Source organism: Luteimonas sp. A277, assembly GCF_054052045.1.
Window position 1 is genome coordinate 171,899 of sequence record NZ_JBSVRG010000006.1, and the last position, 21,169, is coordinate 193,067.

Genomic DNA, 21,169 nt, shown 5'->3' on the forward strand with positions numbered 1-21,169 from the left:
ATGCCCCCATGTCCGCCGTGCTCAAGGAATTTCCCCAGACGCTCTCCTCCCCAATGCGGACGCTGGACCTGTCCCTCTCCGCAGACCCGGTCGCTGACCTGTTTCCGCCGGCGGCGCGCGCCTTCCTGGTCGACCTGCATTATCAGTTCGACGCCCGCCGCCTTGACCTGCTTGCTGCGCGCCGGGCCCGCCAGGTCCGCTTCGACGCTGGCCAGGTGCCGGACTTCCGCGAAGACACCCGGGCGATCCGTGAGCGCGAGTGGCGGGTGGCGCCGCTGCCTGAAGCCTTGCGCGACCGGCGGGTGGAGATCACCGGCCCCGTGGACCCGAAGATGGTCATCAACGCGCTCAACTCGGGCGCGAACTGTTACATGGCGGATTTCGAGGATTCCACCGCGCCCACCTGGGACAACCTCACTGCCGGCCAGCGCGCGCTGCGCGGGGCGGCGCGAGGCACCCTGGAGTTCGAAGGCGGCGGCAAACAGTACCGCCTGCGCCCGTTTGATGAGCAGGCCGTGCTGCTGGTGCGCCCGCGCGGCTGGCACCTGGATGAGAAGCACGCGCTGGTCGACGGCGCGCGCTTGTCGGCCTCGCTGTTCGATGCCGGACTGTTTGTTTTCCACAATGCGGATGTGCTCGCCGCGAAGGACCGCGGACCCTATCTGTACCTGCCCAAGCTGGAGTCGATGGAAGAAGCGCAGCTTTGGGACGACGCCCTGGGGCATATGGAGCAGGCGCTCGGCCTGCCGATCGGCCAGATCAAGGTCACCGTGCTGATCGAGACCCTGCCGGCGGCGTTCGAGATGGACGAGATCCTGCATGCGCTGCGCGGCCGCGTCGCCGGGCTGAACTGCGGGCGCTGGGACTACATTTTTTCGTACATCAAGACCTTCCGCCGGCATCCGGGGCGGGTATTGCCCGAGCGCGGCCAGGTGACCATGGCCCAGCCGTTCCTGAAGGCCTATGCGGAGCTGCTGATCCAGACCTGCCACCGCCGCGGCGCCCATGCCATGGGCGGCATGGCCGCGCAGATCCCGGTCAGTGGAGATCCGCAGGCCAATGCCCTCGCGCTGGCCAAGGTGCGCGCCGACAAACTGCGCGAGGTCACCGCGGGCCACGACGGCACCTGGGTGGCGCATCCGGCGCTGATTCCGCTTGCCCGGCAGGTGTTCGACGAGCGCATGCCCACCGCCCACCAGCAGCACCTGCTTCGCGACGACGTGCTGGTGGGGCGCGGCGAGCTGATCACTCCGCCGCTGGGCACCATTACCCGCACCGGCTTCGAGAACAACATCGAAGTGTGCGTGCGCTACCTCGCCGCATGGCTCGACGGCAGCGGCTGCGTGCCGATCCACTGGCTGATGGAAGATGCGGCCACCGCCGAGATCGCTCGCGCCCAGCTGTGGCAGTGGCTGCACCATTCCGGATCGTTCGGCCAGGAGGCTCGCGGCGGCGAGGGCAACGCCGCGCGCGAGCCGCTGTATCTGGATGACGGGACTGCCATCGACGCCGTGCTGTTCGAAGCGGCCCTGCTCAACGTGGCCTCGCGCCTGGCCGACCCGGCGCTCCCCGGCGCCGGCCGCATGCGCGAGGCGCTGGCCATGCTCGAATACCTCACCCGCCGCGACACGCTCGAAGACTTCCTCACCGTCCCCGCCTACGAGCGCCTGTGAGCGCGGCAGACGGTTGCCATTCCCGCTGGTCCCGCCATTCCCGCAATTTGCAATTCGCGAACCACGACTTCCGGAGTCCGACATGACCACCCGCCAGCAGCAGATCGAATCCCTCACCCATGACTGGTCCAGCAATCCGCGCTGGAACGGCACCGAGCGCCCGTACTCCGCCGCCGATGTCGTTCGCCTGCGCGGCAGCGTGCAGCCCGAACACACCCTGGCAAAGCGCGGCGCGGAGAAACTGTGGCAGCTGGTCAATGGCGAGGCGAAGAAAGGCTACGTCAACGCCTTCGGCGCGATCAGCGGCGGTCAGGCCATGCAGCAGGCCAAGGCCGGGCTGGAGGCGGTGTACCTGTCCGGCTGGCAGGTGGCGGCCGATGGCAACACGTCGGAAACCATGTACCCCGACCAGTCGCTGTACGCCTACGACTCGGTACCGGCCATGGTCCGGCGCATCAACAACACCTTCCAGCGCGCCGACCAGATCCAATGGAAGGCGGTCTGCGACGGCAAGCTGGAGGAGAAAGACGCGATCGACTTCTTCCTGCCGATCGTGGCCGACGCCGAAGCCGGCTTCGGCGGCGTTCTCAACGGCTTCGAGCTGATGAAGAACATGATCGCCGCCGGCGCGGCGGGCGTGCACTTCGAAGACCAGCTGGCGGCGGTGAAGAAGTGCGGCCACATGGGCGGCAAGGTGCTGGTGCCCACCGCCGAAGCGGTGCAGAAACTGGTCGCCGCGCGCCTGGCCGCCGACGTGGCCGGCGTGCCGACCATCGTGCTGGCCCGCACCGACGCCGAGGCCGCCACCCTCATCACCTCCGACCACGACGCCAACGACGTTCCCTTCCTCGCCGGTGAACGCACCGCCGAAGGCTTCTACAAGGTACGCAACGGGCTGGAGCAGTCGATCAGCCGCGGTGTCGCCTACGCACCCTACGCCGATCTGGTGTGGTGCGAGACCGGCACTCCGGATATCGGCTTCGCCCGCGAATTCGCCCAGGCCGTGCACGCGAAATCTCCCGGCAAGCTGCTGGCCTACAACTGCTCGCCCAGCTTCAACTGGAAGAAGAACCTAGACGACCGCCAGATCGCCAGCTTCCAGGACGACCTGGCCGCGCTCGGCTACCGGTTCCAGTTCATCACCCTGGCCGGCATCCACATCAACTGGTTCAACAGCTTCAAATTCGCCCACGACTACGCCCGCGGCGAAGGCATGCGTCACTACGTGGAACAAGTGCAGGAGCCGGAGTTTGCAGCGCGGGCGCTCGGCTACACCTTTGTGTCCCACCAGCAGGAGGTCGGCGCCGGCTACTTTGACGACGTCACCACCGTCATCCAGGGTGGCGCCTCCAGCGTCACCGCCATGGACGGATCAACCGAGGAGGCGCAGTTCCAGGAGCGGCGCAGGGCGGCGGCCTAGGGCCGCATCACCCGCGGTCCACCAGCGGGCCTGACCCCGCGTAGGAGCGCGTCTTACGCGCGAAGCCGCGTGAATCCGGGCGCCCCGGGTCGCCTCGGCAGCGACGCCGGAACCGAAGCCCCAAGGCGTTGCCAAACGTCACGCGGTATCGCGCGCATGGCGCGCTCCTGCAAAAGCGGGGCACGCTGCCGGGTGGCCCTGGGGGGGGGGGCCGGGATCATGCCGCCAGCCCCGTCTCCATCCGCCGGAAGTACGGCCACAGCGCCCCAGCGCGGGCGATGACGTAGACCACGAACGCCGCCCACAGGCCGTGGTTGCCCCAGGCGGCGGTGAACGGCCAGGCCGCGAGCAGGAACACGACCAGCGAGATCACCCCGGCATTGCGCATCTCGCGGGTGCGGGTGGCGCCGATGAAGACGCCGTCGAGCTGGAAGGCGGCCACCGACACCAGCACGTACAGCGCAGCCCAGGGGAGGTTGGCGAAGGCGGCCTCGCGCACGTTGGGCAGGGTGGTGATGGCGCTGACGGCGGGTTGGCCAAGCAGCAGGATCAGCGCGGCCAGGACTGCGGCGGTGCCGACGGCCAGCTCGCTGGTCAGACGTACCGCGCGGCGAAAGCGGTCGCGGCTGCGCGCCCCCCAGGCCGCACCCACCCGGGCTTCGGCCACGAAGGCGAAGCCGTCCAGGAAGAACGCGCTGAAGGACACCAGCTGCAGCAGGATGTGGTTGGCGGCAAGGGTCACGTCGCCGAAGCGGGCGCCGGCGTTGGCAAACCAGGCGAAGGCGAACAGCAGGCACAGGGTGCGGATCAGGATGTCGCCATTGGCCGCCATCGACTGGCGGATGCGCTGGGCATCGGCAATGCGCTCCCAGGACAGGAACGCACCGCTGTCTGCATGGCGGGCGCGCAGCACCCGCCAGACGATCGCGAGTGCGACCCCGCAGGTGCTCCACTCGGCGATCGCCGTGCCCAGGCCGATGCCGCGCACCCCCATGCCCAGGTAACCAGCAAACCAGATGTCCAGGCCCGCGTTGAGTCCATTGAGCAGCAGCTGCACGATCAGCAGTTCGCGGCTGCGGCCCAGGCCGATCAGCAGGCCGCTGCAAGCGAACAGGGTGAGCGCCGCAGGTGCGCCCCAGACGCGGGTCTGGAAGTACCCGGCGGTGGCGGCCTCGACCGCTTCGCTGCCGTCCATCAGTCCCAGGTACAGCCTGACCACCGGCCACTGCACCGCGATCAGGATCGCGCCCAGGCCCAATGCCATCAGCACCGCGCGGCTCACCGCGGCGCGTACTTCGGCCTCGTCTCCCGCGCCTGCGGCCTGGGCCACGAAGCCCGTGGTGCCCATGCGCAGGAAGCCGAAACTCCAGTAGACGAAGTTGAACAGCAGCGCGCCCAGCGCCAGGCCGCCAAGTTCAGTGGCGGTGCCGTAGTGGCCGATGACCGCGGTGTCGACCAGTCCCAGCGCGGGGACGGCGGCGTTGGCGAGGATGATCGGCCATGCCTGGCGGGCGACGGCGAGGCGGGTCAGTGGGGTGGAGCTGGAATGTGTCATGGGCAGCATGATGCCGCCGCCGGGGCAATCCGGGGTTCACGCGGCTTCGCGCCTGCGAGGCGCTCCTACAGGAGGCACCCCATTGTAGGAGCGCGCCATGCGCGCGAAGCCGCGTGACCTCTGGCCGCCTGTTAGTTGCGGCTTTCCGGCGTGTGCGATTCGAGCGCTTCGGCCAACCCCGGAACGATGTCGGCGCCGGTCGGCACCTGGATGCTGGAGCCGGTGAGGTCGCCGATCGGTTCGGCGCGCCCGCCCAGGCACTGGCCCAGGAAGCCTTCGGCCACCGCGTTGAACGCCATGTTGTTCTCCGGCCGGCCGAAGCCGTGGCCCTCGTCGGGGAACAGCACGTAGGTCACCGGGATTTTCTTCTCCGTCATCGCGTCGACGATCTGGTCGCTCTCGGCCTGCTTGACCCGTGGATCGTTGGCGCCCTGGCCGATCAGCAGCGGCTTGCTGATGTTGTCCACGTGGGACAGCGGTGAGCGCTCGGTCAGCCAGGTACGGCCTTCCTCGGTGCGCGGGTCGCCCATGCGGCGGGCAAGCTGTTCGAAGAAGCTGGCCCAGTAGGGCGGCACGGTCTCGAGCAGGGTGTTGAGGTTGGACGGGCCCACGATGTCCACGCCGCAGGCGAAGGTGTCCGGGGTGAAGGTCAGGCCGGCGAGCGTCGCATAGCCGCCGTAGCTGCCGCCCATGATGGCCACCTTGTCCTCGGTGGTGATGCCTTTGTTGACCGCCCATTGCACCGCATCGATGAGATCGTCGTGCATCTTCGCGCCCCACTCGCCGTCGCCGGCGTTGGTGAACTCCTTGCCGAAGCCGGTGGAGCCGCGGAAGTTCACGCTCAGCACCGCGTAGCCGCGGTTGGCCAGCCACTGGTCGTAGCTGCTGTAGCCGTAATAGTCGCGCGCCCACGGACCGCCGTGCACCAGCAGGACCATCGGCACAGCGGTGTCGGGCTTGCCGTCGCCGTCAGGGTCGGCGTGGGCGGGCAGGGTGAGGTAGCTGACCAGGTTAAGGCCGTCCCGTGAGCTCAGCTCGACTGGCCACATCGGCACCAGCGGCATGCCATCCAGCGCAGGCCGGGCCGAGAACAGCTCGGTCAGCTCGCCGCTGTCGCGGTCGTAGCGGTAGTAGCTGGCCGGGGCCTCGGCGGCGGAATAGGTGACGATCCAGGTGCGGTCGTCGAGGGTGCGCGAGCCCACGCCCACTTCGCCCGGGCCGATCTGCTCCAGCTTCTCCAGGTCCGCAGCGATGCTGTCGTCCAGCACCGTCCACTCGTCGCGCAGGTAGTTGACCGACACCGCCTGGATTTCGCCGGTGGCCGGGTCGGACAGGCTGCCGCTGACGTCGGCGCGCCCGTCTTCATGGATCAGGGTCCGCTCTCCGCTGGCGGTATCGATCGCGTACAGGGCGGAGGTGTTGCGATCGCGCGAATCGAGCATGTACAGGGTCTGCCCATCCAGGGTCAGGCCGCTGGGGGAGGTGCTCATCGCGTCTTCGAACGGGATCGCGTCGTGTTCCTTCCAGCCATCGCCCTCGCGGCGCAGGATGTCCATGCCGCCGTCCTGGCGCGAACGCATGGCGTAGCGCAGGTTGTAGTCGGCGTCGGCCAGGTAGCCGGCGATCTTGCCGCTGTTTTCTTCCACCAGCGTGCGCTCGCCGCTGGCCAGGTCCACCCGGTACAGGTCGTGCCACTGCGGGTCGCGGTCGTTCATGCCCACCAGAATGCTGTCCGGGTGGTTGCGGCTGACTCCGACCACGGTGGCCGTGGTCTTCTCGAACGGCGTCAGGTCGCGGCTTTCGCTGCTCTCCAGATCCAGCGCATAGAGGTGGAAGTCTTCGTCGCCGCCGCTGTCACGCAGGTACAGCAGGGTGCCGGGACGGTAGCTCCAGAAATAGGCGCGGATGCCGCGGCCCTCGTCACGGGTGACCGGACGCGCGTTGTTGAGGTCATCGGCGGGGGCAACCCAGAGGTTGAGCACCCCGCCGACCGGTGCGATCCAGCTCAGGTACTGGCCGTCCGGGCTGATGCGCACGCTGGCGCGCTCGGGGTTGCCAAACAGGGCTTCGCGCGGGATCAGCTCCATTTCGTCGATGGAGGACGGCCCGGTGCGGACGGCAGTGTCCGTATCGCCGTTATCGCCGCGCGGACCGCAGGCGGCGAGGGACAGTGCGATGCAGCTGGCAAGCAGCAGTGAACGATGTTGCATTGGTATTCCCCGTTGAGTGGTGCAGCACCGGCGGAATTTAGCCGGAACCGGGGCTTCGCGTGTTGCCTGGGTGTTAAATCCGCCCGATGGCCATCGACAGGGTCAGGCGGCCAGCGGGGCCTGCTGGCTGTTGAAGCCGCGATAGCCCAGCGCTTCGGTCAGATGCACGGTGGCAATGGAATCGCTGTCGGCCAGGTCGGCAATGGTGCGGGCCACGCGCAGGATGCGATGCATGGCCCGTGCGGAAAGCTGGAGCGATTCGATGGCGCGCTCGAGCAGCAGCTGGTCGGGGGATGCCAGGCGGCAGGTATCCAGCGTGCGGGCATGGTCCAGGCGTGCGTTGGGCACGCCTGCACGTGTCAGTTGCCGTTCGCGCGCGGCTTCCACCCGGGCACGGATAGGCGCACTGGCTTCTCCATCGGGGGCATCGGGGCGCAGCAGCTGCGCCGGCAGCCGGCGCACGTCCACGTGCAGGTCGATCCGGTCCAGCAGCGGGCCCGATACCCGCGCCCGATAGCGGTGGATGGCGTCCTCTCCACAGCGGCATCGGCCTGAGACATCGCCGGCCCAGCCGCAGGGGCAGGGATTCATGGCTGCCACCAGCTGGAAGCGGGCGGGAAAGGTGCACTGCCGGGCGGCGCGGGACACGGTAACCGAGCCTGACTCGAGCGGCTCGCGCAGCACTTCCAGTGCGCGCCGCTGCCACTCGGGCAGTTCGTCCAGGAACAGGACGCCGTGATGGGCCAGGGAGATTTCTCCCGGACGTGGTTCGCCGCCACCGCCGGCCAGCGCAATAGGGCTGGCAGTGTGGTGCGGGGCGCGGAACGGGCGCTCGCGCCAGCGGCTGACGTCAAGCTGGCGCCCTGCTGCTGACGCCACCGCAGCGGCCTCCAGCGCCTGTGATTCGTCCATTGGCGGCAGCAGGCCGGGCAGGCGCGAGGCCAGCAGGGTTTTTCCACAGCCGGGAGGCCCGGAAAACAGCAGGTGATGCTCTCCAGCCGCTGCGATCTCCAGCGCGCGCCGGGCCTGCAGCTGGCCACGGACATCACGCATGTCCGGCCCCGTGCGTGGACGGAGCGGGGCCGGGCTGGCTGCGGGGAGCGACTTCCGGCCGCTGAGCAGGGCGCAGACTTCCAGCAGGGTGCGGGCGCCAAAGACCTGCGCACCTGCAGCCAGGGCGGCTTCGCCGGCATTGGCCGCGGGAACGATCAGCCGTCTGCCTGCGGCCGCGCAGGCCAGCGCGGCAGGCAGCACGGCGTCCACCGCGCGCAGTTCGCCGGTCAGGCCAAGCTCACCAATGAATTCGGCGTCGCGCAGCGCTTCGGCGGGAATCTGCCCGCTGGCGGCCAGGATGCCAAGTGCGATGGGCAGGTCGAATCGCCCGCCATGCTTGGGCAGGTCGGCCGGGGCGAGGTTGACGGTGATCCGCCGCTGGGGGAATTCGAGCTGCGCGCACTGGATGGCGGCGCGGACACGGTCCTTGGCTTCGCGGACCGCGGCTTCCGGCAGGCCGACGATGGACATGCCGGGCAGCCCCCCTGCCAGATGGACCTCAACCGCCACCGCGGGGGCCGATACCCCCGCACGCGCGCGTCCATGCACGAGTGCGAGTGTCATGGGGAGGACTCAGTGTGAGGGAGGGGTCGGAGAGGGCGGGGCCGAGGACGCGGAAGGTTTGCCTTCCAGCTCTGCTTCCAGCCACTGCACGGCCTGTTCCAGCGCCTCGAGTTTTTCGCGGGTACGCAGCAGGACGGCGCGCTGGACCTCGAATTCTTCCCGGCTGACCAGATCGAGCTTGGTCAGGCCGCTCTGCAGGACGGCCTTGAAGTTTTCCTGCAATTCTTCGCGGCTTTCGCGCATGGAAGGCGGAACCAGGCCGCTGAGGCGGCGGGCGAGGTCGTCAATGTGGCCGAGATCGATCATGGGTTGTCCATCCTCCGGGGAGTGTTGGGGGCAGCATGTCGCAGGGCGCGGAGGAATGCTGTCGGCGGCGGCCGTGTCAGGGAGTAGGAAAAGCCTGACCGGACCGTACGGCGGCGCATTGTACCCGGCGTGTAGGGCATGCCTTGGCCGGTTATGCTGCGCCCAGTCCAGATGGAGTCCGCGTGATGAAGATGGTCGTGGCCATCATCAAGCCGTTCAAACTCGACGACGTGCGAGAAGCACTGGCCGAGGCCGGTGTGACCGGCATCACCGTGACCGAGGTGAAGGGGTTCGGTCGCCAGAAGGGCCACACCGAGCTCTACCGCGGCGCCGAATACGTGGTCGACTTCCTGCCCAAGCTCAAGCTGGAGGTAGCGGTTACCCAGGACCAGCTGGATCCGGTGGTGGAGGCGATCCTCGCTTCGGCCAATACCGGCAAGATCGGTGACGGCAAGATATTCGTGCAGCCGCTGGAGCGCGTGGTGCGGATCCGTACCGGGGAGTTGGACGCCGATGCGCTGTAGCCCCGGGTGCGAAACCGGTTGAATCCCGGAGCGGTGCAGGGTTAGGCTGGCATTTCAATAGAAGCTGGAACACCTGAAATGAAATCGTTCATGTTGGCGCTCGGATTTGCAACTGCAGCTTTGGTGGTTTCCGCGGGAGTTCTCGCCGGGGACGTGGTGGTCAATACCGATGCGCAGGCCATCCTGCAGCAGCAGCAGGAAATCAGGCAGGAAGCGGTGGCCCGCGAAGGACGCTACAAGGACCTTGATGAGCGCACCCATCGCGAGCTGCTGGACAAGCAGGACACGGTGTTTTCGCTTCTGGAGGGCCGTGAGCGCTCCACCGAACTGGGCGAGCGCGATCAGGTGGCGTTGTTCAATTCGCTGGAGTCGATCTCCGCCATCATCAACCAGGCCGAAGACGAGCGAATGGTTTGCGAGCGGGTGCGTCCAACCGGCAGCAACCGCGCCCAGCGGGTGTGCAAGACGGTGGCCCAGCGGCGTGCCGAACACGAGGCGGCGCAGCGCGGGGCCGACATGTCCCGCAACGCGCGTTGCGTCACTGCCTGCGGGGACACGAATCGCCCCGAAGGCTGGTAATCGCGGTCAGGGCGCCAGAGCGTCCTGCATGAAGGGCGGCAGCACATGCGCCGCCCGGTGGATATCGGCGTTGTAATAGCCGGTATCAAACGGCTTTGCAGCAGCCTCGCCCTCGCGGAAATCGAAGCCGCGCCCGCCCTTGCGGGCCAGGGTGCAGCTCCACCAGCCGCTGGGGTAGCAGGGCTGGGGGAAGGGCAGGGTCTGGAAGCTGTCGAAGCCGGCCTTGCCCATCTCGGCGCGGATGTCGCGGATCAGGTCCAGTAGCACCAGCGGCGACTCGGACTGCTGCACCAGGATCCCGTCCTCACCCAAGGCGCGGAAACAGCTTTCGAAGAACGCCTGGTTGAACAGCCCCACGGCCGGGCCGACCGGATCGGTGGCATCCACGATGATCACGTCGAGGCTGCCCGGGGCACACTTTTCCATCCACGCGATACCGTCGTCGAACATGATCTGCGCGCGCGGGTCGTCGTTGGACTCGCACAGCTCGGGGAAATGCTTCTCCGCCATGCGCGTCACCTGCTCGTCGATGTCGCACTGCACGGCCTTTTGCACCCCCGGGTGGCGCAGCACCTCGCGCAGGGTGCCGCAGTCGCCGCCGCCGATGATCGCCACCTGCTTCGGGTCCGGGTGGGTGAACAGCGCCGGGTGCGACATCATCTCGTGATAGAGGAAGTTGTCGCGGCTGGTGACCATCATCGCGCCGTCGATCAGCATGACATTGCCCCAGTCGGTCGATTCATACACCTCGATCTTCTGGAACGGTGACTGCACCTCGTCCAGCTTGCGGGTGACGCGGAAGCCGATCGCCGAGCCGGTGGGCTCGAAATTTTCGTACAGCCAGGTGGGGGCATTCATGCGGCGGTGTCCAGGGCGTTGCGGAAGCCGCGCATTGTAGGGTGGCCGCGATGTTGCTGCCATCAAGCCAGCGGCGCTCCGTGAGTATGGCCCGTGGAAAAATCGGTCGGGGCGTGGCGGCGCAAGACCGGCCTACAATTACCGCTCCCCCGTTCCGGATCATGCCCATGACCGCCTGGTCCCCTGACCGCGCCCGCAAGACCTATTCGATTCCGCACTGGTCGTCGGGCTATTTCGACGTGGATGACGGCGGCCGGATGCTGGTGCGTCCGCGGGGCCCGGGCGGCCCGTCGGTCGTGCTGCCGGACGTGGTTGACCGCGCGCTGGAGCAGGGGGTGAAGCTGCCGGTGCTGGTGCGCTTCCCGGACATCCTCAGCGATCGCCTGCGCGCGCTGCAGGAGGCCTTTGCGCAGGCTCAGGCCGACGCGGACTATGACGGCGGCTATACCGCTGTCTATCCGATCAAGGTCAACCAGCATCGCGGCGTGGCCGGCACCCTGGCCTCACATGCCGGGGAAGGGTTTGGCCTTGAAGCAGGCAGCAAGCCCGAGCTGATGGCGGTGCTGGCGCTCTCGCGGCCCGGCGGGCTGGTGATCTGCAACGGCTACAAGGACCGCGAGTACATCCGCCTGGCGCTGATCGGGCGCAAGCTCGGCATGAACGTGTTCATCGTCATCGAGAAGCCTTCCGAACTGCGCCTGGTGATGGAGGAATCCAAAGCGCTGGACGTTGAGCCGGCGCTGGGCGTGCGCATGCGCCTGGCGACTCTGGGCGCGGGCAAATGGCAGAACTCGGGCGGTGACAAAGCCAAGTTCGGGCTCTCGCCGCGCCAGCTGCTGGTTCTGTGGAAGTCGCTGCGTGATACCGGCATGGACGATGCGCTGCGGCTGCTGCATTTCCACATGGGCTCGCAGATCTCCAACGTGCGCGACATCGCCCGGGGCATGCGCGAGGCCACGCGCTACCTGGTGGAGCTGTCGAAGCTGGGCGCGAACATTGAATACTTCGATGTCGGCGGCGGCCTGGGGATCGATTACGAGGGCACCCGCTCGCGCAGCTACAACTCGGTCAACTACGGCATCGCCCAGTACGCCTCTACCATCGTCCAGCCGCTGGCTGAAGCCTGCGCCGAAGCCGGCTTGGCGCAGCCGCGGATCGTGACCGAGTGTGGCCGCGCCATGACCGCCCATCATGCGATGCTGGTGGCCAACGTCTCCGAGGTTGAAGCGGCCCCGGAAGGCCGGCTCCCCGACGAACATGACGATGAGCCGCCGGTGATGCGGCACCTGCGCGCGATCCACGCCGAAATGGAGCAGCGCCCGGCAGTGGAGCTGTTCCACGAAGCCCAGCACCACCACGCCGAGGGCCTGGCCCTGTATGCGCTGGGCCAGCTGGACCTGGTGCATCGCGCGCGCATCGACGACCTGTTCTACGCCATCGCCCACGCGGTGAAGGCGCGGCTGACCTATCACGAAAAGAGCCACCGCCCGCTGCTCGATGAGCTCAGCGAGCGGCTGGTGGACAAGTACTTCGTCAACTTCAGCGTGTTCGAATCCATGCCCGATGTGTGGGCGATCGACCAGGTGTTCCCGATCGTGCCGATCGATCGCCTGGACGAGGAGCCCACCCGGCGCGGCACCATCGCCGACCTGACCTGCGACTCCGACGGCAAGATCGACACCTACGTGGAGAACGAGGACCTGGACAGCTCGCTGCCGTTGCACCCGCTGCGCCGCGGCGAGAGCTATCGGCTGGGATTTTTCCTGGTGGGCGCCTATCAGGAGATCCTCGGCGACATCCACAACCTGTTCGGTGACACTGATGCGATCGAGGTCAAGCTCGACGAAGCCGGCGGCTATGCGATCACCCAGCAGCGTCGCGGCGACACCACCGATGTGATGCTCGACTACGTGGGCTACCGTATAGACGACCTGCGCCGCATCTACCGCGCCAAGGTCGGCGCCGCGGACCTGTCCAAGTCCGAAGCATCCCGCCTGAACGAGGCGCTGGAGGCGGGCCTGACCGGATACACCTACCTGGACGATTCGCCGCTGGGTTGATGCGGCGCCCCCCTCACCAGTTCCGTTGCACGGAGGTTCCATGAAAAAAGGCTATACCGACAATATCGAGGAGCGCACCCTCGAGAACACCGATTTCCGCCGTGTGCTCTACACAGGCGCGCACATGCAGCTGGTGGTGATGTGCCTGCAACCGGGCGAAGAAATCGGCAGTGAAGTGCATCCGGACATCGACCAGTTCTTCCGGGTCGAACAGGGCAAGGCCACCCTGCTGATCGACGGCGTCAGCCACACCCTGGAGCACGATGAGATCGCCGTTGTCCCGGCGGGCGCGGAGCACAACGTCATCAACCGGGGCGATGAGCCGCTCAAGCTTTACACCCTGTACGGCCCGCCCGAACACCGCGATGGCACCGTGCACACCACGGCGGCGATCGCCGAGGCCCAGCACGAGGCGGATCACTACGACGGCAAGCCGACGGAGTGACCTGCGCGTCGGGGGCGTAGCCCCGACCTACATGCGACGTTGCCTCACCGGGAAAGTCCCGTAGGTCGGGGCTACGCCCCCGACGCGCGGTGCACCTGGAAACCGGCGAAGGACTGGCTCACCGGCATGATCTCGAGCCGGTTGATGTTCAGGTGCGGCGGCAGGGTGGCGACGTAGAAGATGGTGTCGGCGATGTCTGCCGCGGTCATCGGGCTTGCACCGCCGTAGAGCGTGTCGGATGCCGCCTGGTCGCCGCCGGTGCGGACCAGGGTGAACTCGGTTTCCGCCATGCCCGGCTCGATGCTGGTCACCCGCACCCCGGTGCCGTGCAGGTCCGAGCGCAGGCCCAGCGAGAACTGGGTGACGAAGGCCTTGGTGCCGCCGTATACGTTGCCCCCGGGATAGGGCCAGCTGCCGGCAATCGAACTGATGTTGATGATCGCGCCGCGACGTTCGATCAATGTCGGCAGCAGCGCATGGGTAAGGCTGGCCAGGGCGGTCACGTTGGTGTCGATCATCTGCCGCCACTGCGACAGGTCAGCCTGCTGCGCCGGCGCGGTGCCGAGCGCCAGACCGGCGTTGTTGACCAGCACGTCGATCGCCCGGAACGGCTCGGGAATGTCATCCAGCGCGGCCTGCATTTCATCGGCGTCACGGATGTCGAAGGCGGCGGTGTGCAGCCGTGCCGCGCCATGGCGGTCCACCAGTTCCTGCAGGCGTGAAGCGCGCCGGCCGGTGGCGATCACCTGCCAGCCGGAGTTGATGAAGCGGTCCACCGCGGCGGCACCGAATCCGGCGGTGGCGCCGGTGATGAGGATGGTTTTTTCCATCTCGCCAGTTTAACCGCCCGGCGGCGTCACCCCGTGGCCCGCCGCTTACTGGTCTGAAGACGTACGCAGGTAGCTGCCTTCAAGCGCGCTGCCGCACAGCTCGCCGGCAGCGCCCGACAGCACGATCACGTCCGGCGCGAAGGCCAGGGTAAAGGTGCAGCCCGGGGCGGTGAAGCGCGCGCTGCCGACGCGCTCGGTGAACTCGCCTTCCACCGGACGGATGTCATCGCTCGCCGACAGCACCCGCAGCCGGTAACGGTCCTGTTCCAGCACCTCGATCCACAGCGCCGGAGCCGATCCATCCTCTGCGGCCGGGTGGCGGTGATAGGTGCCCGGGGTGAGCAGCGGCGGACGGCCACCAGCCACCTGCAGGCGCAACTCGTCCATGCGGCTGGAGTAGCTGGTCTGCAGGCAGCGGATCGTGTTGCATGCATTGCGCCGTTGGTCGGCCCATTCGGCCTGGGCGGCATCGAAGGCGGCGGGGTCCTGGTTCCGCTCCCGCGCCTCGCGCGCCAGGGTCTGCAGCTGCTGGTCGGTGCCACGCAGCGCGGGACTGGAGCACACCGTGCGCCCGGCCCATGAATCGGGGGCCTCGCAATCCACGCCTGCGGCGGCGGCGGAGCCGGCCCATGCAAGGGCCAGGCACAGCATCAGATGGGGACTGGTTCGGATCATGTCAGCGCTCCTTCGCCGTAGTGCTTCGGATGATTACTGCACCCGGATGGCCATCGCGTCCAGGCCGCCGTTCTCCAGCCGGCCCTTGGCTTCGGCCAGCTCCGAGGCGGTGCCGTAAGGTCCCATGCGCACGCGATAGACGGTGCGGCCCTCCACCTGGGCCGATTCCACGCGTGCACCCAGCCCAAGCAGGGCGATGCGCGCCTTGAGCGCCTCGGCATCGCCGGACGCGCTGAACGAGCCGGCCTGCAGCAGGTAGCGGGCGGTGGTGTCAGCAGCAGGTGCGGCCGATGCCGCGGAGGTGGCCCGCGGCGTCGAGGGCGCGGCAGGAGTGGCAGCAGGCGCTGACGCCGCGGTGGCAGGGGCGGTGTCGGCCGGCTGCGCGGCGTCCGCATCGCGCTGCGCCGCCTGGCGCTCGCGCGCCTGCTCGGCCTTGGCGCTGGCGGCCAGCTCGGCGTCGGTCATCGGCACCTCCTGGCCCGGCAGCAGGGTGTAGAAGTCGTACTCGGGATCGCTGGTGGGTGCGGGCAGCGGGTCGGGCTGCCGTGCGGGCGCGTCGTCCTCGCCCGGGCTGCTGGCCTGGGCCGGAGTGGCGTCGGGATTCGCGCGTGGGCGGTAGAAACCGTCCTCGCCTTCGGACTTGAAGAACCGGGGTGCGACCAGGATCGCGATCACCGCGACAAGGATGCCGATCAGCATCCACGCCCAGCCGGGAAGCCCGTTGCCGTTGCCACTGTTGCGTCGCGCCTGCGACTTGCCTTTCCTTACCGCCATTTGAACTACATCCTCTCCGGGGCTGCCACGCCTACAAGTTCCATTCCGTTGGCCAGCACCTGGCGGGTCGCCAGGGCCAGCGCCAGGCGCGCGTTGCGCACGCTGGCGTCATCCACCAGGAACTGGTTGTCGTTGTAATACGTCTGGAACGACTGTGCCAGTTCCAGCAGGTAAGTGGTGATCAGGTGTGGTTCCAGCTGTTCCCCGGCGGCGGCCACCGTTTCCGGCCAGCGCGAGATCGCATCCAGCAGCTCGCGCGCTGCCGGATTGTCCACGTCCGGCAACTGTGACAGGCCGTCCTCGAGGTCGAATCCAAGCCCGCGCTCGTCCAGCTGCCGCAGCAGGCCGCAGATGCGCGCGTGCGAGAGCTGCACGTAGTAAACGGGATTGTCGAGTGACTGGCTGCGCGCCAGGTCGATGTCAAACACCAGCTGTGAATTCGGGTTGCGTGCCACAAGGAACCAGCGCGTCGCGTCACGACCGGCCTCGTCGATCAGGTCGCGCAGGGTCAGGTAGCTGCCGGCGCGCTTGGACAGCTTCACTTCCTCGCCGCCGCGCATCACCGTGACCATCTGGTGCAGCACGTATTCCGGGTAGCCCTGTGGAATGCCTTCGTCCAGCGCCTGCAGGCCGGCCTTCACCCGCGCCAGCGAGCCGTGGTGGTCGGCGCCCAGTTCGGTGATGGCGCGCTCGTAGCCGCGCTCCCACTTGGACAGATGGTAGGCAACGTCCGGTACAAAATAGGTGTAGGTGCCGTCGGACTTGCGCATCACGCGGTCCTTGTCGTCACCGAAGTCGGTGGTGCGCAGCCACAGCGCACCGTCCTGCTCGTAGGCATGGCCGCGTTCAACCAGCCGCTTCACGGTGTCCTCCACCTTGCCGTCGGCGTACAGCGACGATTCCAGGTAGTACACGTCGAAGGACACGCCGAAGGCGGCCAGGTCATCGTTCTGTTCGTTGCGCAGCCAGGCCACGGCGAAGCGGCGGATAGCGTCGAAATCCTCGATGTCGCCGCTGGCCGACACCGTCTGGCCTTCCACCTCAACGCGGGCACCATCCAGATAGGCGCGGGCCACGTCGGCAATGTAATCGCCGCGGTAGCCATCTTCCGGCCAGCCGGCGTCGTCCGGCCTCAGGCCGCGGGCGCGTGCCTGCACCGAATGGGCCAGGTTCTCGATCTGCACGCCGGCATCGTTGTAGTAGAACTCGCGCTTCACGCTCCAGCCGTTGACGGCCAGCGCCCGCGCGATGCAGTCGCCGATCACCGCCGCGCGGCCGTGACCCACGTGCAGCGGGCCGGTCGGGTTGGCCGAGACATATTCAACGCCGGCCACGCGACCGCTGCCGCTGTCGTTGCGCCCGTAGGCAGCGCCCTGGGCGTGCACCAGGCGCAGCTGGCCGTGCCAGGCCGCCGGGCTGAGGTGGAAATTGATGAATCCCGGACCGGCGATGTCCACTCCGGTCACCAGGTCGCTGTCCGGCAGGGCCTGGATCAGCGACTCGGCCAGCGCGCGCGGGTTGGTGCGCTGGCCGGCCTGGTTGGCCAGTTTGACCAGCAACATGGCGGCGTTGGTGGAAAAGTCGCCGTGGCTGCGGTCCTTGGGGCGTTCGATGACGTAAGCGGGCGCGGCGGCATCGGCGGGCAGCCGGCCGTCGGCACGGAGAACATCGATAGCTTGGGAAACTAGCGCGCGAAGCTGGGATTTCACTGGTGTGCGTGGGGATTGCGCAGGGCCCGATAGTGTAGCCGAGCCCGGCGCCGGGGCTTGGAATCGCGTCCGAATCTGACTCTTTCCGGGGGCGAGCCGGGTTGATCGATCCACTTTGACAATGATTCCTATTATCATTGTCATTCAATCCCCCCACAGTCAGCTGCCTCCCGTCGGCTGCTGAAGAAAGGCCGTATGAGAAAAACCATTGTTCTGGCGGCGCTGGTTGCCGCCTTGGCCGGTTGCAGCGGCCCCACGCCCAATACCAATGCTGAAACCGGCGAAGGCATCCGGATCGAACACCAGCAGGGTGAAATCACCTTGGCGGGCCAGCCGCAGCGGGTGGTCGTGCAGGATATGGCCGTGCTCGACATCCTGGACGCGCTCGGCGTGGAGGCGGTGATCGGCGTTCCCGGCGCCGGGCTGCCCGATTACCTGCGGCATTACGGATCCGATCCCTACCTGAAGACCGGCACCCTGCAGGAGCCCGATTACGAAACCATCAGTGCGGCCCGCCCGGATCTGGTGATCGTGGCCGGCCGCTCGCGTACTGCGCTTCCCGAGCTGTCCGGCATTGCGCCCACCATCGACCTGACGGTGGACAACGCCAGCCTGGTGGAAGGGGTGAAGCAGAACATCGCCACGCTTGGCCGGGTCTTCGACCGCGAGGAGCGCGCCGCCGAGCTCAGCGCGGACATCGACGCGAAGTTCTCCGAACTGCGTGAGCGCAGCGCCGGTGCCGGTACCGCCATGGTGCTGGTGACCAATGCCGGCCGCCTGGGCGTGTATGGCGCGAACTCGCGCTTGAGCTGGATCTTCACCGAAGCCGGCTTTTCGCCGGTGATGGAGGACGTGGACGACCGCTTCCACGGCGGTGACTCGGTGTCGTTCGAATTCATCCTCGAGGCCGATCCGGACTGGCTGTTCGTGGTGGATCGCGATGCCGGCGTGGCCGGGGGTGACAGTGGGGCGGCGCGCGCGCTGCTCGACAACGCGCTGGTGCGCCAGGCCACCGCGTGGCAGGAGGGCCAGGTTGTGTACCTGGATCCGGTGCCCGCCTACGTGGTGATGCACGGCTACACCTCGGTCACCCGCCTGGCTGCCCAGGTGCTGGACGCCGTCGCGCCGGAGGCCTGAGGTGATCCGCGGTGCGCCGGCGGCCCGGGCGGGGGTCGATGTCAGCACGTCCCTGCGCCAGGGGCTGTCACTGCAGCCGCTGGCCGTGGCGGCCCTGGTGCTGGCCGCACTGGCTGTTGCCAGCCTGATGGTTGGAGTCAGCCCGGTGCGGCTGTCGTCGCTGCTGTCGGGAGCCGCTGACCGCGATCTGCAGGTGCTGCTGGTCAGCCGCATTCCGCGCACGCTGGCGGCAATGCTGGCGGGCGCATCGATGGCCATCGCCGGGCTGGTGATGCAGATGGTCGTGCGCAACCGCTTCGTGGAGCCGACCACGGTGGGCACTGCGGACTCGGCGGCGCTGGGCTTCCTGACCGCGACGATCCTGGTGCCGGGCTGGTCGATGATGGCCAAGATGGGTGTATCGGCCTGTTTCGCCCTGGCCGGGACGGCGCTGTTCGTGCGCATCCTGCGGTTCGTGCCGCTGCGCGATGTATTCCTGCCGCCGCTGGTGGGGGTGATGCTGGGCGGGGTGATTGGCGCCGTCACCACTTTCTTTGCCTACCGCCACGAGCTGATGGGCACGATGCTGGCCTGGCGGGTGGGTGATTTTTCCGGCGTGCTCAGCGGGCGCTACGAGCTGCTCTGGATCGGGTTTGCCGGCCTGGTGGTGGCCTGGCTGGCCGCCGACCGGTTCACGGTGGCCGGGCTGGGCCGGGACCTCACCACCAGCCTGGGGCTCAACTACCGGCGGGTGATGATGGGCGGGCTGGTGATCGTGGCGGTGATCAGCGCCGTGGTGCTGGTGTCGGTGGGGATCATCCCGTTCCTCGGCCTGGTGGTGCCCAACGTGGTCAGCCTGCTGGTGGGCGACAACATGCGCCGGGCAGTGCCCTGGGTGGCCATTGGCGGGGCGGGATTCGTGCTGGCCTGTGACATCTTCGGGCGCCTGGTGCGTGCACCGTATGAGATCCCGATCAGCGTGGTGGTCGGCGTGGCCGGCAGCGGCATCTTCCTCTACCTGCTGCTGCGGAGGCGCCGTGGCGCAGCTGGCTAGCCTGATGGCTGCAAGCGCACGCATGGACCGTCCCCGGCTGGTGATCGCGGGGCTGGCAGTGTTGGCGCTGGCCGCGATTGCCTGCTTCATGCTGCTGGGCGCGCGCGGCAACTGGCAGTTCGTGCTGCCCTTCCGCAGCACCAAGCTGCTGGGTCTGGTGCTGGTGGCCTACTCGATCGCGGTGTCGACGGTGCTGTTCCAGACCGTCACCAACAACCGCATCCTGACCCCGGCGATCATGGGGTTCGACACGCTGTTCATCCTGATCCAGACGTTCGTCATCTTCTTCTTCACCTCCCGGGCGCTGGCCGCGGTGGATCCGCGGCTGCAGTTCCTGCTGCAGGTGGTGGCGATGGTCGGCTTCAGCGTGGCGCTGTTCCGCTGGCTGTTCATCAGTGGCGGCCGCAGCCTGCACCTGCTGGTGCTGGTGGGCATCGTGTTCGGGGTGTTCTTCCGCAGCCTGGCCAACCTGATGCAGCGGATGATGGACCCCAACGAATTCCTGGTGCTGCAGGACAGTTTCTTCGCCAGCTTCAATTCGGTCGACCGCACGTTGCTGGGGGTGTCGGTGGTGATCGTGGCCTTGGCGTCGGCGGCGCTGTGGCGGATCCACCGCAGCCTGGACGTGGTCTCGCTCGGGCGGGCAACGGCGATCAGCCTGGGCGTGGACTACCGGGCCACGGTCATGCAGCTGCTGGTGATCATGGCCGTGCTGGTGTCGGTCTCCACGGCGCTGGTGGGCCCGGTGACCTTCTTCGGACTGCTGGTGGTGAGCCTGGCCCACGCCCTGGCCGGGGACGGCCGCCATCGGCACGTTCTGCCTGCGTCGGTGCTGCTCGCGATCATCTGCCTGGTGGGCGGGCAGACGCTGATGGAACGGGTGTTCTCGTTCGGCACCGCGCTGTCGATCATCATCGAGTTCCTCGGCGGACTGGTCTTCATCTTCCTGATCCTGAGGGGGGCGGCGAGATGATCGTCACCCGTGCGGTCAGCAAGTCCTACGGCGACAACATCGTCGTCAATGACGTCTCCGTCACCCTCCAGGCCGGGGGCGTGACGTCGATCATCGGGCCCAACGGCGCGGGTAAATCCACCCTGCTGTCAATGATCAGCCGGTTGCTGGACATGGACTCGGGCAGCGTGGAAGTCGACGGGCTGGACGTGGCCACCACGCCCACCCGGCAGCTGGCGACGCGACTGGCGATCCTGCGCCAGGAAAACCATGTGGCCGTGCGCCTGACAGTGCAGGACCTGGTGGCATTCGGTCGCTACCCGCACAATCGCGGCCGCCCTTCCCGCGAAGACCAGGGGTACGTGGACCGAGCCATCACCTACCTGGGCTTGGAGGACCTGCGCACGCGCTATCTGGACGAGCTTTCGGGCGGGCAGCGGCAGCGGGCATTCGTGGCGATGGCCCTGGCCCAGGACACCGATTACCTGCTGCTGGACGAACCGCTCAACAATCTGGACATCAGGCACGCCAGCCGGATGATGGCCCTGCTGCGCCGCGCCGCCGATGAGCTGGGACGCACGGTGGTGGTGGTGCTGCACGACATCAACTTCGCCTCCTGGTATTCGGACAAGATCGTGGCGATGAAGCAGGGCCTGGTGCACAGCGAAGGCCCGCCGGAACAGATCATCCGCGGCGACCTGCTGACCGATCTCTACGACACTCCCATCAGCGTGGCCGAAGTGGACGGGCGAAGGGTGTGCCTGTTCTACGATCCGGATGCCGAAGCCGGGCCGCAGGCCTGAACAGTCCGG

The 21,169-nt window shown here is 67.7% G+C and carries 19 protein-coding genes; 10 read left to right on the top strand and 9 right to left on the bottom strand.

What is annotated here, in order from left to right; translation table 11 throughout:
• Positions 1–53: 53 nt before the first annotated feature.
• Positions 54–1,673: a malate synthase A gene (aceB, locus tag ACW7G2_RS07815; protein ID WP_456974521.1), complete on the top strand. Its 1,620-nt coding sequence runs from the start codon at positions 54–56 to the stop codon at positions 1,671–1,673.
• A gap of 82 nt (positions 1,674–1,755) precedes the next feature.
• A complete protein-coding gene (aceA, locus tag ACW7G2_RS07820; protein ID WP_456974443.1) occupies positions 1,756–3,093 on the top strand; it encodes an isocitrate lyase in 1,338 nt (445 codons plus the stop codon).
• Between the two features lie 217 nt (positions 3,094–3,310).
• On the opposite strand, the gene ACW7G2_RS07825 is transcribed toward aceA, so the two are convergent.
• The 4 genes from ACW7G2_RS07825 to ubiK all read right to left on the bottom strand — a co-directional run bounded on the left by ACW7G2_RS07825 (position 3,311) and on the right by ubiK (position 8,781).
• Positions 3,311–4,648 carry an MATE family efflux transporter gene (locus ACW7G2_RS07825; RefSeq protein ID WP_456974445.1) on the bottom strand — a complete coding sequence of 446 codons (1,338 nt, stop codon included), beginning with the start codon at positions 4,646–4,648 and terminating at the stop codon, positions 3,311–3,313.
• Positions 4,649–4,779: 131 nt separating this feature from the next.
• Positions 4,780–6,858, bottom strand: coding sequence for an alpha/beta fold hydrolase (locus ACW7G2_RS07830; RefSeq protein ID WP_456974447.1), 2,079 nt, complete (start codon positions 6,856–6,858; stop codon positions 4,780–4,782).
• A gap of 102 nt (positions 6,859–6,960) precedes the next feature.
• Positions 6,961–8,475: a YifB family Mg chelatase-like AAA ATPase gene (locus tag ACW7G2_RS07835; protein WP_456974449.1), complete on the bottom strand. Its 1,515-nt coding sequence runs from the start codon at positions 8,473–8,475 to the stop codon at positions 6,961–6,963.
• 9 nt (positions 8,476–8,484) lie between these two features.
• Positions 8,485–8,781, bottom strand: coding sequence for a ubiquinone biosynthesis accessory factor UbiK (ubiK, locus tag ACW7G2_RS07840; RefSeq protein WP_456974451.1), 297 nt, complete (start codon positions 8,779–8,781; stop codon positions 8,485–8,487).
• Positions 8,782–8,966: 185 nt separating this feature from the next.
• Between ubiK and ACW7G2_RS07845 the strand changes: the two genes are divergently transcribed.
• Both ACW7G2_RS07845 and ACW7G2_RS07850 read left to right on the top strand, forming a co-directional pair.
• A complete protein-coding gene (locus ACW7G2_RS07845; RefSeq protein WP_343257331.1) occupies positions 8,967–9,305 on the top strand; it encodes a P-II family nitrogen regulator in 339 nt (112 codons plus the stop codon).
• A 78-nt stretch (positions 9,306–9,383) separates the two neighbouring features.
• Positions 9,384–9,884 (top strand): hypothetical protein, encoded by a 501-nt coding sequence (locus ACW7G2_RS07850; RefSeq protein ID WP_456974453.1) that lies wholly within the window; start codon positions 9,384–9,386, stop codon positions 9,882–9,884.
• 6 nt (positions 9,885–9,890) lie between these two features.
• Here ACW7G2_RS07850 and speE read toward each other — a convergent pair whose 3' ends face one another.
• Complete coding sequence (speE, locus tag ACW7G2_RS07855) at positions 9,891–10,742, bottom strand: polyamine aminopropyltransferase (RefSeq protein ID WP_456974455.1); 852 nt, start codon at positions 10,740–10,742, stop codon at positions 9,891–9,893.
• 167 nt (positions 10,743–10,909) lie between these two features.
• On the opposite strand from speE, the gene speA reads away from it, so the two are divergent.
• Together speA and ACW7G2_RS07865 are read left to right on the top strand one after the other, a co-directional pair.
• A complete protein-coding gene (gene speA, locus ACW7G2_RS07860) occupies positions 10,910–12,802 on the top strand; it encodes an arginine decarboxylase (RefSeq protein ID WP_456974457.1) in 1,893 nt (630 codons plus the stop codon).
• A 40-nt stretch (positions 12,803–12,842) separates the two neighbouring features.
• Positions 12,843–13,247 (top strand): cupin domain-containing protein, encoded by a 405-nt coding sequence (locus ACW7G2_RS07865; RefSeq protein WP_456974459.1) that lies wholly within the window; start codon positions 12,843–12,845, stop codon positions 13,245–13,247.
• 71 nt (positions 13,248–13,318) lie between these two features.
• Here the strand turns inward: ACW7G2_RS07865 and ACW7G2_RS07870 are convergent, their stop codons facing one another.
• Genes ACW7G2_RS07870 through argS form a run of 4 tightly spaced genes read right to left on the bottom strand, consistent with a single transcriptional unit; the run spans position 13,319 to position 17,235 of the window.
• Entirely contained in the window at positions 13,319–14,077 is a 759-nt protein-coding gene (locus ACW7G2_RS07870) for an SDR family NAD(P)-dependent oxidoreductase (protein ID WP_456974461.1), read from the bottom strand.
• A 45-nt stretch (positions 14,078–14,122) separates the two neighbouring features.
• Entirely contained in the window at positions 14,123–14,752 is a 630-nt protein-coding gene (locus ACW7G2_RS07875) for a hypothetical protein (protein WP_456974463.1), read from the bottom strand.
• 33 nt (positions 14,753–14,785) lie between these two features.
• Positions 14,786–15,526, bottom strand: a complete 741-nt coding sequence (locus ACW7G2_RS07880) for an SPOR domain-containing protein (protein ID WP_456974465.1) — start codon at positions 15,524–15,526, stop codon at positions 14,786–14,788.
• 5 nt (positions 15,527–15,531) lie between these two features.
• Positions 15,532–17,235: an arginine--tRNA ligase gene (gene argS / locus ACW7G2_RS07885; protein WP_456974467.1), complete on the bottom strand. Its 1,704-nt coding sequence runs from the start codon at positions 17,233–17,235 to the stop codon at positions 15,532–15,534.
• 195 nt (positions 17,236–17,430) lie between these two features.
• Here argS and ACW7G2_RS07890 point away from each other — a divergent pair, with 195 nt between their 5' ends.
• Genes ACW7G2_RS07890 through ACW7G2_RS07905 form a run of 4 tightly spaced genes read left to right on the top strand, consistent with a single transcriptional unit; the run spans position 17,431 to position 21,160 of the window.
• Positions 17,431–18,372 carry a siderophore ABC transporter substrate-binding protein gene (locus tag ACW7G2_RS07890; protein ID WP_456974469.1) on the top strand — a complete coding sequence of 314 codons (942 nt, stop codon included), beginning with the start codon at positions 17,431–17,433 and terminating at the stop codon, positions 18,370–18,372.
• Position 18,373: 1 nt separating this feature from the next.
• Positions 18,374–19,405 (top strand): ABC transporter permease, encoded by a 1,032-nt coding sequence (locus ACW7G2_RS07895; protein WP_456974471.1) that lies wholly within the window; start codon positions 18,374–18,376, stop codon positions 19,403–19,405.
• Between the two features lie 4 nt (positions 19,406–19,409).
• Positions 19,410–20,378, top strand: coding sequence for an iron chelate uptake ABC transporter family permease subunit (locus ACW7G2_RS07900; RefSeq protein WP_456974473.1), 969 nt, complete (start codon positions 19,410–19,412; stop codon positions 20,376–20,378).
• Positions 20,375–21,160, top strand: a complete 786-nt coding sequence (locus ACW7G2_RS07905; RefSeq protein WP_456974475.1) for an iron ABC transporter ATP-binding protein — start codon at positions 20,375–20,377, stop codon at positions 21,158–21,160. The genes ACW7G2_RS07900 and ACW7G2_RS07905 overlap by 4 nt, the downstream gene beginning before the upstream one ends.
• Positions 21,161–21,169 lie beyond the last annotated feature (9 nt).

Coding starts and splice junctions, on each gene's coding strand:
- aceB (WP_456974521.1), top strand. CDS start 54: ATGCGGACGCTGGACCTGTCCCTCTCCGCAGACCCGGTCGCTGACCTG.
- aceA (WP_456974443.1), top strand. CDS start 1,756: ATGACCACCCGCCAGCAGCAGATCGAATCCCTCACCCATGACTGGTCC.
- ACW7G2_RS07825 (WP_456974445.1), bottom strand. CDS start 4,648: ATGACACATTCCAGCTCCACCCCACTGACCCGCCTCGCCGTCGCCCGC.
- ACW7G2_RS07830 (WP_456974447.1), bottom strand. CDS start 6,858: ATGCAACATCGTTCACTGCTGCTTGCCAGCTGCATCGCACTGTCCCTC.
- ACW7G2_RS07835 (WP_456974449.1), bottom strand. CDS start 8,475: ATGACACTCGCACTCGTGCATGGACGCGCGCGTGCGGGGGTATCGGCC.
- ubiK (WP_456974451.1), bottom strand. CDS start 8,781: ATGATCGATCTCGGCCACATTGACGACCTCGCCCGCCGCCTCAGCGGC.
- ACW7G2_RS07845 (WP_343257331.1), top strand. CDS start 8,967: ATGAAGATGGTCGTGGCCATCATCAAGCCGTTCAAACTCGACGACGTG.
- ACW7G2_RS07850 (WP_456974453.1), top strand. CDS start 9,384: ATGAAATCGTTCATGTTGGCGCTCGGATTTGCAACTGCAGCTTTGGTG.
- speE (WP_456974455.1), bottom strand. CDS start 10,742: ATGAATGCCCCCACCTGGCTGTACGAAAATTTCGAGCCCACCGGCTCG.
- speA (WP_456974457.1), top strand. CDS start 10,910: ATGACCGCCTGGTCCCCTGACCGCGCCCGCAAGACCTATTCGATTCCG.
- ACW7G2_RS07865 (WP_456974459.1), top strand. CDS start 12,843: ATGAAAAAAGGCTATACCGACAATATCGAGGAGCGCACCCTCGAGAAC.
- ACW7G2_RS07870 (WP_456974461.1), bottom strand. CDS start 14,077: ATGGAAAAAACCATCCTCATCACCGGCGCCACCGCCGGATTCGGTGCC.
- ACW7G2_RS07875 (WP_456974463.1), bottom strand. CDS start 14,752: ATGATCCGAACCAGTCCCCATCTGATGCTGTGCCTGGCCCTTGCATGG.
- ACW7G2_RS07880 (WP_456974465.1), bottom strand. CDS start 15,526: ATGGCGGTAAGGAAAGGCAAGTCGCAGGCGCGACGCAACAGTGGCAAC.
- ACW7G2_RS07890 (WP_456974469.1), top strand. CDS start 17,431: ATGAGAAAAACCATTGTTCTGGCGGCGCTGGTTGCCGCCTTGGCCGGT.
- ACW7G2_RS07900 (WP_456974473.1), top strand. CDS start 19,410: ATGGCTGCAAGCGCACGCATGGACCGTCCCCGGCTGGTGATCGCGGGG.
- ACW7G2_RS07905 (WP_456974475.1), top strand. CDS start 20,375: ATGATCGTCACCCGTGCGGTCAGCAAGTCCTACGGCGACAACATCGTC.